The sequence below is a fragment of the Prevotella aff. ruminicola Tc2-24 genome, from assembly GCF_900110895.1.
Classification (GTDB): domain Bacteria; phylum Bacteroidota; class Bacteroidia; order Bacteroidales; family Bacteroidaceae; genus Prevotella.
This window is the reverse complement of record NZ_FOIQ01000003.1, coordinates 159,413-172,353: the sequence shown is the minus strand read 5'-3', so window position 1 is coordinate 172,353 and position 12,941 is coordinate 159,413. Positions and strand designations below refer to the sequence as shown.

The 12,941-nt window shown below is 48.8% G+C and carries 11 protein-coding genes and 1 tRNA gene; 2 read left to right on the top strand and 10 right to left on the bottom strand.

The window, feature by feature from the left end; all coding sequences use genetic code 11:
• Nucleotides 1-5: 5 nt before the first annotated feature.
• The 8 genes from BMY63_RS07035 to BMY63_RS07000 all read right to left on the bottom strand — a co-directional run bounded on the left by BMY63_RS07035 (nucleotide 6) and on the right by BMY63_RS07000 (nucleotide 8,151).
• A complete protein-coding gene (locus BMY63_RS07035) occupies nucleotides 6-839 on the bottom strand; it encodes an energy transducer TonB (RefSeq protein WP_091915628.1) in 834 nt (277 codons plus the stop codon).
• A gap of 26 nt (nucleotides 840-865) precedes the next feature.
• On the bottom strand, nucleotides 866-1,531 hold the full coding sequence (locus BMY63_RS07030) for an ExbD/TolR family protein (RefSeq protein ID WP_091901303.1): 666 nt from the start codon (nucleotides 1,529-1,531) through the stop codon (nucleotides 866-868).
• A 7-nt stretch (nucleotides 1,532-1,538) separates the two neighbouring features.
• Nucleotides 1,539-2,156 carry an ExbD/TolR family protein gene (locus tag BMY63_RS07025; protein ID WP_091915626.1) on the bottom strand — a complete coding sequence of 206 codons (618 nt, stop codon included), beginning with the start codon at nucleotides 2,154-2,156 and terminating at the stop codon, nucleotides 1,539-1,541.
• Between the two features lie 36 nt (nucleotides 2,157-2,192).
• Nucleotides 2,193-3,020: a MotA/TolQ/ExbB proton channel family protein gene (locus BMY63_RS07020; RefSeq protein ID WP_091901307.1), complete on the bottom strand. Its 828-nt coding sequence runs from the start codon at nucleotides 3,018-3,020 to the stop codon at nucleotides 2,193-2,195.
• 180 nt (nucleotides 3,021-3,200) lie between these two features.
• Nucleotides 3,201-4,394 (bottom strand): pyridoxal phosphate-dependent aminotransferase, encoded by a 1,194-nt coding sequence (locus BMY63_RS07015; RefSeq protein ID WP_091901309.1) that lies wholly within the window; start codon nucleotides 4,392-4,394, stop codon nucleotides 3,201-3,203.
• A gap of 102 nt (nucleotides 4,395-4,496) precedes the next feature.
• The gene (locus BMY63_RS07010; RefSeq protein WP_091915623.1) at nucleotides 4,497-5,708 is read right to left on the bottom strand and encodes a bifunctional 3,4-dihydroxy-2-butanone-4-phosphate synthase/GTP cyclohydrolase II; all 1,212 of its coding nucleotides are present in this window, start codon (nucleotides 5,706-5,708) and stop codon (nucleotides 4,497-4,499) included.
• A 28-nt stretch (nucleotides 5,709-5,736) separates the two neighbouring features.
• Nucleotides 5,737-7,647 carry an LptF/LptG family permease gene (locus tag BMY63_RS07005; protein ID WP_091915621.1) on the bottom strand — a complete coding sequence of 637 codons (1,911 nt, stop codon included), beginning with the start codon at nucleotides 7,645-7,647 and terminating at the stop codon, nucleotides 5,737-5,739.
• Between the two features lie 102 nt (nucleotides 7,648-7,749).
• On the bottom strand, nucleotides 7,750-8,151 hold the full coding sequence (locus BMY63_RS07000) for an START-like domain-containing protein (protein WP_091901315.1): 402 nt from the start codon (nucleotides 8,149-8,151) through the stop codon (nucleotides 7,750-7,752).
• A gap of 132 nt (nucleotides 8,152-8,283) precedes the next feature.
• Between BMY63_RS07000 and BMY63_RS06995 the strand changes: the two genes are divergently transcribed.
• Nucleotides 8,284-8,357: transfer RNA gene (locus BMY63_RS06995), tRNA-Met, on the top strand.
• A gap of 70 nt (nucleotides 8,358-8,427) precedes the next feature.
• Here BMY63_RS06995 and BMY63_RS06990 read toward each other — a convergent pair.
• Nucleotides 8,428-10,893, bottom strand: coding sequence for a glycoside hydrolase family 2 TIM barrel-domain containing protein (locus BMY63_RS06990; RefSeq protein ID WP_091915619.1), 2,466 nt, complete (start codon nucleotides 10,891-10,893; stop codon nucleotides 8,428-8,430).
• Nucleotides 10,893-12,068: a glycoside hydrolase family 88/105 protein gene (locus BMY63_RS06985; protein ID WP_091915617.1), complete on the bottom strand. Its 1,176-nt coding sequence runs from the start codon at nucleotides 12,066-12,068 to the stop codon at nucleotides 10,893-10,895. The genes BMY63_RS06990 and BMY63_RS06985 overlap by 1 nt, the downstream gene beginning before the upstream one ends.
• A gap of 286 nt (nucleotides 12,069-12,354) precedes the next feature.
• Here BMY63_RS06985 and BMY63_RS06980 point away from each other — a divergent pair, with 286 nt between their 5' ends.
• Entirely contained in the window at nucleotides 12,355-12,939 is a 585-nt protein-coding gene (locus BMY63_RS06980) for a helix-turn-helix domain-containing protein (protein ID WP_091901321.1), read from the top strand.
• Nucleotides 12,940-12,941: the final 2 nt, after the last annotated feature.

Below are 12,941 nucleotides of genomic sequence, written 5' to 3'. Positions count from 1 at the left end.
TCAGGTTACTGAAGACGGAAGGTCACAGGTACGGTGTACTTCACACGTACTGCCGATCCGTTCTGCTTACCAGGAATCCAGTGAGGCATGGTTCTAACCACGCGCTGAGCCTCCTTGTCGAGTGATGGGTCAACGCTCTTGACAACCTTCACGTCGGTGATAGAACCGTCGCGCTCAACCACGAAGGTTACAACGACACGCCCCTGCACACCGTTCTCCTCGGCGACTACCGGATACTTGATGTTCTTCGACAGATACTCGAGCAGAGCAGACTGACCGCCAGGGAACGAAGGCATCTCCTCCACGACGTCGAAGACCTTGGTAATCTCTTCCTTCGGGGGCTCTGGTTCTGCAATCGTCTCCTTGACCTTGAGCACCTCACCTGCTGCCTCGTCGTTACCCTCTACTGTGAAGGCACCGATAGCGGTGTTGGTTTCCTGGAGCTCCTCCTGAGACTTCATCTCCTGCTCTTCCTTCACTTCCTCGTCCTTCTTAATTTCAGGAACGGTGAAAGCTACAGAGCTCTTGACTTTCTCAATCTCAATCTTCTCAACCTCAGGCTCGTCTTTCTTCTCGGCCTTGGCTTCCTGCTTGTCTGCCAGACTAGCCAGCTCTACGTCAGCCTCAATAGCTGCATTCTGTGAAGCGATATAGTTCTCAATAGAGACTTTCGCATACACGATTGCGGCGATGATGAAGAAAGCCACAAACATGACGATGAGGGCCTTGAGGTTACGGGCACCTGTGTTCTTGCGCAATTGATAAGCTCCATAAGCCTGGTTCTTACCTTCAAACACAAGGTCGACCCAGCCATTGTCTATAAGATCTATTTTTGCCATAGTTCTTTCTACATTTTAGGGGTTAATCACTTGACACCTGCCTTTGCGATGAGTGCCTTGTCGTCGTCACTCATCTTGTCGACATTGTCAATGACGTACTTATCAATATTGCTAATCAGCATCTCATCAAGGGCTGCCACCATATTTGCATAGGTAGCGGTGTTGAGAGGACGGATGATGACGGTCATCGTCGGAACTTTCTCGCCGTTGGGGAGTTCACCCTTCTTCAGCTTCTTGAGTTGTTCCTGATACTGCTCGTCGGTCATCTTTGAACCATATTCGTTCTTCTTGGCATCAAGCTCTCTCTTTGCCAATTTGATCTTGGCGATCGGGTTGATACCTTCCTCTGTTGTGTGCTCATTGAGAACCTTCTCGATACCATCCTTACCATAGGTGGTCGGCTTAACGCATGAGGGATCGTCGTAGTTGGGCAGACCAGCCACATACCATACCTTGTCGTCGCTTCCCAGATAAAGGGTAATGGTGTGAGAAGCCTTCGTAACTTGCTTATCTTCTTCTTTCATGTCCTTCGTGTCGTCGTTTGACGGCATGGTCAACTGCATAGCCTGCGGTTTGGCCAGTGTAGTACACAGCATGAAGAAGGTAATCAGAAGCATCATCATGTCTACCATCGGCGTGAAGTTCACGCGGGTATCCATCTTCTTCTGCTTGGATAGATTTTTCTTTGCCATAATACTACTAGTCGTTTAAACGTTTAACATCGAGGTTCGTGATAAGCTGGAAACGGTTCTCACTCATGTCCTGCAGCTCCGACATCAACAACTTAATCGAAGAATAAGGTGTCTTTGAGTCGCACTTGATGGCGAGTTTAATGTCGGGGTTAACACTGCGAGCAGCCGTAATCCACTCCTGGAATTCACTCTTGCCTCCGTTGATACTATCAAGCGGCAGACCGAGCTTCTGGATAGCCTCAGTCATCTTGTCAGGTTCAAGACTGAGGTAACTGGCGAGCTGTGACATGCTTGCACCTACCATCGCATCCTCACGGAAGTGCTTTACCTGATTAGGATTGAGCTGGATACCGAACTTGTCGGTCATGGCGTCCAGCATTGCCTGCATGTTGTTTTTGTTTTCCGTACCACAGAATACGCGGCCCTCTGGGGTTACCAGAATGCTCAGCACATCCTGCTCTGGAATCTTCAGCTCTGACACGGAGTTAGGCGCGTTGACTGATACCGGCTCTGGCGTCAAGAATGTTGAGGTCAACATAAAGAAGCACAGAAGCAGCGTCATCACGTCTGACATAGGCGTCATGTCAATCCAGATGTCTTTTTTCTGTATCTTAATTTTAGCCATACTAAAACCGATTTTAAAGTTTTAAATGGTTAAAAATTAAGCCTCGTTGTGGTTAGAATCGTATGTTGCAGCGATGGTGTAACCAATCTCGTCGAGAGCGAAAGTCAGCTTGTCGATCTTGTTTGAGAAGAAGTTGTAAACAACGGTAGCAACCCAAGAGGTCAAGATACCAGATGCTGTGTTCACAAGAGCCTCAGAAATACCGGCAGACAGAGCCATAGAGTCAGCACCACCACCAGCAGACAGAGCCTGGAACGATCCGATCATACCGAGCACAGTACCGAACAGAGCGGTCAGAGTACCCAGAGATACGATTGTTGCAACCATCGGGAGGTTCATCTGCAGAGTAGGCATCTCCAGCTGAGTAGCCTCCTCGTGAGCCTGCTGGATCTTAGCGATCTTAGCGGCCTTCTTCAGTGTGCTGTCACCCTCGACAGTCTGGTACATCTTGATAGAAGCCTTTACGACGTTAGCTACAGAACCCTGCATCTTGTCACAGAGCTTGTCAGCCTCTTCGAACTTCTGCTCCTTGATCAGCTTCTTCACGTCTGCGGTGAACTTAGCGAGGTTGATCTTACCAGAAGCGGTACGGATGGCGAAGAAACGCTCGATACCAAGGCAGATAACGGTGAAAAGAAGGGTCAGGATAAGACCTACAACGAAACCTCCCTTATACACTGTTCCAAGAAGGTTTGCGGGATGGCCGCTACGGTCGCCACCGATGAAGTTGTCGGGGTTACCCATAATGAAATACCATACACCATAACCTGCGAGACAGCAGATAACGAGAATAATCCATGCAGCTTTAATACCCTGGAAGCCCGATTTCTTAGCTGGGGCTGCAGCCTTTGTTGTTGTTGCCATAATGAATCTTTAATTTTTTTTAGTTATTATAAAAGTTTTATTGTAAATTATCGATTTAGAGTGAGTTACATCTCTACCACAGCGCATACGCGAGCTATGGCCGAAATTCACCTCGCAAAGATAGCAATTTCGAGCGTTATAATAAACGAATTAATAACTTTTAACTAAGAATTTATTGATTTATTTCAATTTTTCAACAGTGTTTTTTATACGTGTCATGGCCTCAACAATGTTTTCATCACTTGTCGCATAACTCATGCGGAAACAGTCTGGGTCACCGAAGGCGTCGCCACCCACTGTGGCGACATGTCCCTTCTCCAGCAAGTACATGGCAAAGTCAGTAGAATTGTTAATGGTGACCTCACCGTCACTCTTTCCGTAGAAGCTACTGCATTTGGGGAATAGATAGAATGCTCCCTCTGGGATGTTTACCTCCAGACCAGGAATCTCTTTGGCGAGACGGACAATCAGGTCGCGGCGGCGCTCAAAGGCTTGTCGCATATCCTCCACGCACTGTTGGTCTGAGGTATATGCAAATTCGGCAGCCTTCTGACTGACGGAGCAAGGACCACTGGTGTACTGTCCCTGTAACTTGTTGCATCCCTTGACAATCCATTCTGGTGCGGCAATATAACCGATACGCCAACCTGTCATGGCATAAGCCTTTGACACACCGTTGACAATGATACTACGCTCCTTCATGCCGGGGAACTGCGCAATGCTCTCGTGCTTGCCGACGTAGTTGATGTGCTCATAGATCTCGTCGGCTAATACAAACAGATCGTCGTGGCTTAGGATAACATCGGCCAGTGCCTTCAGTTCTTCCTTGCTATAGACGCTTCCTGTTGGATTACTGGGAGAGCAGAGAATCAGCATGCGGGTCTTCGGGGTAATGGCGGCCTCCAGTTGGGCTGCAGTTATCTTGAAGTTCTGTTCAAAACCTGCTTCTACGATGACGGGTTCACCACCGGCAAGTTTCACCATCTGAGGGTAGCTCACCCAATAAGGGGCAGGGATGATGACCTCCTCGCCGTCGTTGACAAGGGCCATCACGGTGTTACATACACTTTGTTTGGCACCATTCGACACCAGAATCTCATTAACAGTATAGTCGAGTTGATTCTCATTCTTTAATTTGGCTACGATAGCCTTTCTGAGATCTGCATATCCCGGAACTGGTGAATATCTGGAGTAATTGTCGTCTACGGCTTTCTTGGCAGCTTCCTTGATGGCATCGGGTGTATTGAAGTCTGGTTCTCCCACACTCATGTTAATAACATCGATTCCCTGCGCCTTCATTTCTGCGCTTTTCTGTGACATTGCCAGCGTGGCAGATGGAGCCAGACGCTGCAGACGATTGGATAATTGTGCCATATGATTTAGAAATTTTGTGCAAAAGTAATCATTTTATTTCTGAACACGAAAGATATGTGCCACTTTTTCGTTATTTGGAGCGAAAAAGTGACAAATTGAGAGTTATTTCAGATGAAGGGTGTGTCCCATGCGTATTTTCTTCGTCTCCAGATAACGGAAGTTGAAGGGGTTCGGGGTCACCTCAATGGGTACGTTCTCGATAATCTCCAGACCGTAAGCCTCCAGTCCGACACGTTTCACGGGGTTATTGGTCAGCAGGCGCATCTTATGAACGCCGAGATGACGAAGCATCTGTGCACCACAACCATAGTCTCGCTCATCGGGCTTGAACCCTAGATGTACGTTGGCATCCACTGTGTCAAGTCCCTCCTCTTGCAGTTTATAGGCGGCAATTTTATTCATCAGTCCGATACCTCGTCCTTCCTGTTGCATATAGATCACTACCCCCTTGCCTTCTTTCTCGATGGCTTGCATGGCTTTGTGCAACTGTTCGCCACAGTCGCATCGCTTGCTGCCCAGAATGTCGCCTGTCATGCAACTGGAATGAACACGCACCAAGATAGGCTCGTCTTCCTTCCATTCGCCTTTAATCAGTGCGATATGCTCGAGACCATTGCTCTTCTGACGGAAAGGAATCAGTCGGAAATGTCCGTAGTCCGTAGGCATGTCCACTTCTTCACCGACTTCGATGAGTGACTCTTTCTTCAGTCGGTAGGCAATCATATCTTTGATGCTGATGATTTTCAGGTTCCATTCTTTGGCCATTTCCATCAGTTGTGGCAGTCGTGCCATGCTGCCATCCTCGTTCATGATCTCCATAAGGGCACCGGCGGGATAGAGTCCAGCCATCTTACAGAGGTCTATGGCAGCTTCTGTGTGTCCGCTACGGCGGAGTACACCGTTCTCTTGGGCATAGAGTGGGTTCACATGTCCCGGTCGTCCGAAGGTCTCTGGGGTCGACTGTGGGTCGGCCAGTGCCTTGATGGTTTCTGCTCGGTCGTGGGCGGAGACACCGGTGGTGCATCCTTCCAATTTGTCGACAGTGACTGTAAAAGGCGTGCCTAGTACAGAGGTGTTATCCTGTACCTGATGAGGTAGATCCAGTTCCTTACAGCGCTCGATGGTGATGGGGGCACAGAGCACGCCTCTGGCATGTTTCAGCATGAAGTTCACCTTTTCTGCCGTGATCTTTTCTGCGGCGATAATGAGGTCGCCTTCGTTCTCACGGTCTTCGTCGTCTACGACGATGACGAAATTGCCTTTGCCGAACTCTTCGACGGCTTCTTCTATGTTGTCAAGTCTCATTTCTTCCATAATATGTACACCTTATTATATATATTAGCTATTCTTGTTGCCCGGCCAGTTCCATTGCTCTAGGGATGATCTGCTCACTGGTATGACGGATCGTACGTAGGTCCTTGTATAGTCTCAGACGGAATCTCAGCATCCTGAAGTAGAAGAAGATGCCAAGGGGTAGGATTAGACCTGTCGCTATGTTCAGCCATTTGTGACGGAACGGACGAGTATGGGCATGAGTGGCTATGATGGGGTAATTGTTCAGTTCTGTAAGTATCAACTTATCTCTGGTATAGCTGAGATCTTCAATAGTCTCTTCCAGTTTCTCGTTGATGGTTTCCATTTGCTGGTCATCACCGGCATGGAAGAACACGTTGATAGGATTGGGCCAGCGCAGAAGCTTGCGTGTCTCGCTGTAGCTTTCAATTTCCTCGTTGACGTTTTTCAGTTTCTCAGCATCCAGAGCATACTTCGGGTCCTCTATAATCACCTCTTTCCGGTAGATGTGTCGTTTCATGCGTAAACCGAGCACTCGCATGACTATGGTCTTATAGAGATCGATGTTGAATACCACGGAGTCTTTGTTGGCTTTGTAGGTAAAGAATGCTGCCACGGGTGTGAGCACCGTCGAGGAGATGAGCATGCCAAACGGTACAGTCCACTGATCCTCGCGGGCCATTCTGTAGCCTGTGTTGTCGATGATATAATAGATGATGAATACCAGGACTGAAATGATGACAGGTACACCCAAACCTCCTTTTCTGATGATGGCCCCCAATGGTGCTCCGATGAAGAAGAAGATAATGCATGTCAGTGACAGCGTGAACTTCTTGATGGCCTCTATCTGGTGACTGCGATAGTAGCGGTGTAAACTCTTGGTGTAATCGCCTTTCATCTCCATGTCGCTCATCGTCGACTGCACCTGACTGAGCGCACCTCTCACGGCCTCTTGTTTCTTGGAGGTCTTCAGTCGTGCGTATAACGAGTCGAAGCAGACGTCCTCTGAGGTAACCTCCTTGAGTACCTTCACGGAGTCCTCTTTATTTACGTTGGGGAGTCGAAGGTGATAAGACTTCGATTCTCTATAGTATGCGAGTCCTACACTGTCATTGAACTCCTTGATCGAGTCGATGTCGTGCATGATCTTGTTAAGGCTCTTGGCACTAGCACTACCGGAGATGTCGTTAAGGTCAGCCAGATTGAATCCTCTGTCGAAGTTGTATAGGATACGTTTGGTGACAAAGGTCTCACGGCGATAGGGAATGCTGGCGGTACTGCCAAGGTCCTGTGACCGCATATTCTCAAACCACTCACCGCTGTAGAGGTTCAGCAGCAGGTGCTTTTTCTCTGCTGTCGACTGTATCATACCTGAGTCAGCCAGGATGATGGCCTGATCCTCATAGCTGCCTGTCTGCCGGTAGATCATGATACCGTAGAGCATGCCAGTGGTGAGGTCTTTTTTCTGGACGTAGATATTCGAGCCGGCGATACCATCATAGAAGACACCTTCTGGTATCTCCAGTTCCGGACTCTTTTGCTTCATGGATAAAAATAGCTGGTAGAAAGATAGGTTGGCTTTTGGTCCGATGACGTCCTGAAAGAAATAGGAGACACCGGTGATCATCACAACGATGACGATCAGTGGACGGAAGGCCTGCATCAGTGATATACCCGCAGCTTTAATGGCTGTCAGTTCCGAGCTCTCTCCCATGTTTCCGAAAGCAATCAAAGAGGATAGCAGTATTGCCAGGGGGAGTGCCTGCGGCAATAGCATCAGGCCCATGTACCAGAGGAACTGTGCCATAATGTCCAACGAAAGACCCTTTCCGATCAGTTCGTCCACATAGCGCCACAGGAACTGCATCATCAACACAAACTGGCAGATGAAGAAGGTGCCAATGAACAGCAGTCCGAACTGCTTGGTGATGAATATGTCTAATTTCTTAATCCGGAACATTTCTATTTTGCGCCTTACGGGCTGCAAAATTACAATAAAAATGTCAGACTACAACAATTTTGTCTCTTAATTCTTAATTCTTAACGCTTGATTCGCCCATCGTTACAGTCCACTTGTACGGTGCAGTCTATCAAGGTTCCCCGCCCAAAGGTTCCGCAAGTCTTCTTCCTCTTCCCTGCCGGCAAAGTCGGTGATAAGCAGATTCCATTGTCCTGTCAGGTCGCTCTTCTCAATGCGCATCTCAAGATAAGTGTCTTCATCTTCGTCCTCATCCCATTTCAGACGGATATGGTCGTACTTCACATATTCAATGAGTTGTGCGGTGTGTACGTCCTGCTCTGTCCATGGCTCTCCCCAAGTGAAGGTGAATACGCCATCCGCTTCATCCACATGGTCTGCCATCCATCGTTCCAGTCCGTGGGCGCTACTGATAAGATCCCAGATGATGTTGGGTGACTTGGCTGTCAGCGGATACTCGATGTCGATTCTGCCGTTGTTCGTCATGTTTTGTAGTTCTTAGTTATTTGATGCTTGCTGCAAAATTAATATTTTTCCCGGAATAAAAAAGATTTTTCCTCAAAAAATTTTGTGGAATGAAAAAATATGCCTACCTTTGCACCCGCTTAACAGCAAGACGGCGGGATAGCTCAGCTGGTTAGAGCGCATGATTCATAATCATGAGGTCGCCGGTTCAATCCCGGCTCCCGCTACGAAAAAAGGCAGTTTCTTTATGGGAACTGCCTTTTTCCTTTATACGAATTATAGCCGAACGTTTGTTTCTTAATGCGTCTCCATCTGGAGCTTGACAGACATGAAGTTGTCGCTTCGTGTGGTCAGCGTAATCTTTGATGGCTGACGACCGGCCCGGAGGATGACCATGGCTGAGCCGTTCCAGAGATGTCGACGGTTGGTGACGTTCAACTCATCGCTGTTGATGTCTCCATTGGTAACGGCCACGATGCGGGCATCGCCAGTAACCTCGAAACACAGTTCGTCCTGTGCCATCGGTACGCGACGCCCTTTGCTGTCGACAGCCTCGATGCGTACATGCATCAGGTCGGTACCGTTGGCCAGCCATCTGATAGGCTCGTTGGTTGCCATGAGTCTGACGGCCTTGCCAACTGTCTCTATCCTGTGACGAGCCACGGGCTTCAGTTGAAGATTGGGCATTTTAGGCAGAGTCAAATGGTGAAGCTGGTCAGAAGAAACCCTATTGTAGGCAATAGCTTCGAGCTTGCCGTTTTGATAGGTAATATGGTCCCATCTAATCTGATTACGCTGCTTGGGATCGTCTTTTGGATTCATTTTCTTTCCCAGACTCTTGCCGTTGAGTAGCAGTTCCACCTCGTCGGCATTGGTATAGGTGATTAAGGAAACCTGCGTGCCAGACTGTCGGCACCAGTGGTCGCTCATACCGTCGTTGCCCGTCTGTATGCCATTCCACATTACATCGTTTTTCGAGTCGATGACGGCAATATGGACCATCGGCTCTTCTGGTTTGAACATTGAACGCATGAGCCATGCTTTAGGTTTCGGTTCCAAGGAGATGTCGAACACACCCTGTGCCCAACCTTTAGCAGGCCACCCTTGACTCTCGCCGAGATAGTCGATGGCACCCCAGTAGGCCAGTCCGACGACCTTGTCAATATCCATCTCGAAAAAGTTCGGGCCCATAGCGGCTATCGACGCTTCACTCTGGTAGAACGTCATCCATGGAAAGCGCCGTCCGTCACCGGGGAAATACATATAACGATAGTTGTAAGCTTGGATATCGGTTTGCATAGCCAAGTCGTGTGGCAGTGAGTCCGTTTCCCAGTTACGGTAGCGTGGGTGCATGGCCACGGTGACGAGACGGGTCGAATCATAACGCTCGAGAAGGGTCTTCTGTAGTTTATACATTGTCACCCCGAAATCGTTGAACGGCATGTTCGGGTCCTGCTGCAGTTCGTTGCCCAGACTCCAAAGGATGACCGACGGGGAGTTCCGATCGCGCTTCACCCATTCAGGGACTTCTTCCTGCCAATGCCTTTCAAAGGGCACTTTACCACCGGTATGCTGCTGGGTCCATTTGTCGTAGAGCTCGTCGACAACGAGTATGCCGTGTTTGTCACAGAGCTTGATAAAATCACGACTATAAGGGTTATGAGACGTGCGGATATGATTCATGCCGAACTCTTTCATCAGTAGGATGCGCTTCTCGATGGCTCTGGGATAGGCGGCTGCACCGAGAGCGCCGAGGGTATGGTGGTTGGCATAGCCTTTCAGGAGCACCTTGCGACCGTTGAGCTTCAGTCCGAAGTCTGGACCGAAGTCGATGGTACGGATACCAAACTGGTCGTTGGTCTCGTCGGCAACCGTTCCGTCCTCGCGTAATAACTGTGCCTTAACGGTATAGAGACGAGGACTGTTGATATCCCATAACTGTGGGTCGGGGATACGCACGTCGGTGATAATGCGCTCTTCCTGATGACGGGTCATCTTGTGTCGTCTTATGGCGATGGTATCACCGTAGACAATCTCGTTGTCGGGTGACAGAATATGAACTGCGATATGTGTAGCCTCGTCCTTGGTGCGGTTGGTGAACTCGGCAGAGATACTGACGAATCTGTTCTCTTTAGTGGTGATATAAAGCGGATGACGTCCGAAGAACAGATCTTTCGGGGTAGTGACGATACGCACATCTCGGAATAGTCCGCCACCTGTATACCAGCGGGAGTTGCCCGGCTCACGAGTGTCGGCAACGACCTCAATAAGGTTGTCCTCGCCATATCTTAGTCCATCGGTAATATCAATCTCGAAACCTACATATCCGTAGTTGGTGCCGCCGATGCGCTGGTGGTTGAGTAGTACCTCGGCTGTATACATGATGCCCTCGAAGTCGAGCAGTACTCGTTGTCCTCTCAGTTCCTCTGACGGAACATAGTGTAGACGGTAATACCCTTTCCCCATTTCCTTGAACCCCCGACTAGACAGACGACTCTTGATGTTTGCCGCCACATCGGTATTGTCGGCTTTTTCGTCGGCAGCAGGTGCTACCCAAGGCTGTTCTATCTGGAAGTCATGAGGCACATCCACTTGTTTCCATTCACCCTCATCATTCAGACGGAACTCCCAACCGAAGTTCAGACTTTCCGTTGTGCGCTGGGCAGATGCTTTTGTTGAATACAGAGATCCGGAAATACAGAGAACCAGATAAAATACTAGTCCTCTGTACCTCTTTGCTTTATTCAGATGTCGTCTTTTCATTATTTCACGAGCTTATAGTATTCTGTTCCACCGAGGAGAAAGCAGCCTGTACCATAGTCCTCGAAGTCTGGTACCTTCGTGTAGGAAAGCGGTTGACCATCCGAGGGGGCTTTTCCTGTACCCTGTACCCAACCGAGGAAACCGTTAGGATGTACGCAGTCGCGTACCAGTCCCTCCCAGGCTCGGTCGCAGACGGACTTGTATTTTTTTTCTTTTAGGATTCCCTTCCGGATACCCCACGCCATACCGTAGAGGAAAAGTGCCGTGCCCGTCGTCTCTTTGCCGCCAAAGTCGGCATATGATACGAGACTCGGGTTCCACAGCCCATCTTCTGGACGTTGACAAACCTTAAGGGCGCTGCTCATCAACAGGAAGTCTTTTTTGAGTTCCTTATAGTACTGGTCTTTGGGTGACAACTGGTTCATGCAACGTACAAGGGCAGCGTATACCCAACCGTTGCCCCGGCTCCAGTAACAGTTCTTACCGTCGGGTGTCTGATAGGGTGCCACGAAGTCCTTATCTCTCCACCACAGACCCTCCCGCTCGTTGAAAAGTCCACCGGCCAGTGTGTCACGGGTCCATCGGTACATCTTCATCGCGTGATCGGCATATCGGCGGTCGCCTGTTACCTTATATACTTGCATATAAAGCGGCATGGCCATCTGGATGGCGTCGATCCATGTCCACCAGCCATACAACTCGCCGTTGGCGTTGGTCTCTCGTAGAGCCTGCTTAACCGAGGCCTTGGTGTTGGGCGTGCTCATCTGATTGTTCAGGTTTGTGATGACATGTATGATTTTCTCCTTGCCACCACTCTGGAGGTAACGGTCTACGTAGGTCTGACCGCAGCACTGGTCGTCGGCATCATTGGTCTGCACTCCATTACGTGGCGTCCATTGGTGGAAACAGGCCCAACGGTCGGTATAGTCTATGTATCGCTCGTCGGCATCAATCTCATAGAGCGCCATTAGTCCTTCGTAGTAAACGCCTCGTGTCCAAAGCGAAGAGGGGCGGATACGACCTACGTTCGTTGGAAGGGTTGGGTCGGAGTGCTTCGCCATGAAGTAATTGTTCACTTGGCGCAGTATGTTCATCACCTCATTCGCTTTCTCTCCTTGAGCATATGTGACCGTAACTGTCAACAGAACTATTATGGTCAGAAATATCTTTCTCATTGTCTTGTAGTTTTAGTCTGTTATAATCTGCTTGCAAAGATAGGCAAATTCCATGGAACCGTCGTTCTTTTTGCCAAAAAACAAAGCCTTTCTCGCAAAAACTATAGTCGATGCGTTTACATCATTTATACCTCTTTTTTATTGTCGTATCTGGCTACGTCATGATGCCTGCATAAGAAAAATGCCGCGAAATGTGTTAATCTTCTAAAAACAGGCCGATATTTCCTTATAATTTAGTACTTTTGCGTCCAAATTTCAAAAAAATCATTATTTTATCGTTGTTTTTATGCCCAATAGTAATACATTTGTGGGATCCAAAATCAAAGGGATCAGGGAATCGAAAAACATCTCTATCGAGGAGATGTCCGAGCGTAGTGGTCTTTCCGAAGACCAGATATTATCCATAGAAAACGATCAGAATCTACCTTCGTTAGGGCCGCTGATCAAGATAGCCAGAGCACTGGGTGTGCGTCTAGGTACGTTTATGGATGATAATGATGCGCTAGGTCCCGTGGTTTGTCGGGCAGAAGAGCGCGAACAGAACAGTAGCATCAGTTTCTCCAATGGTGCAGCCGACGCACGGAAACACATGGAGTACCATCCGTTGGCAAAGCAGAAGGCTGGTCGTCATATGGAGCCGTTTGTGATTGATATCAACCCCAGCGAGGAGAAAGAATTCCAGTTATCTGCCCATGAGGGTGAGGAATTTATCTATGTGATGAGTGGTGAGGTGGAGATTGCCTATGGTAAAGAGACCTATCAGTTGAAGGAGGGCGACAGCATCTTCTACGATTCGATTGTGAAGCATCACGTGCATGGTGCCCCCGGCAAATCAGCTAAAATCTTGGCAGTAGTCTATATTCCCTTCTAATC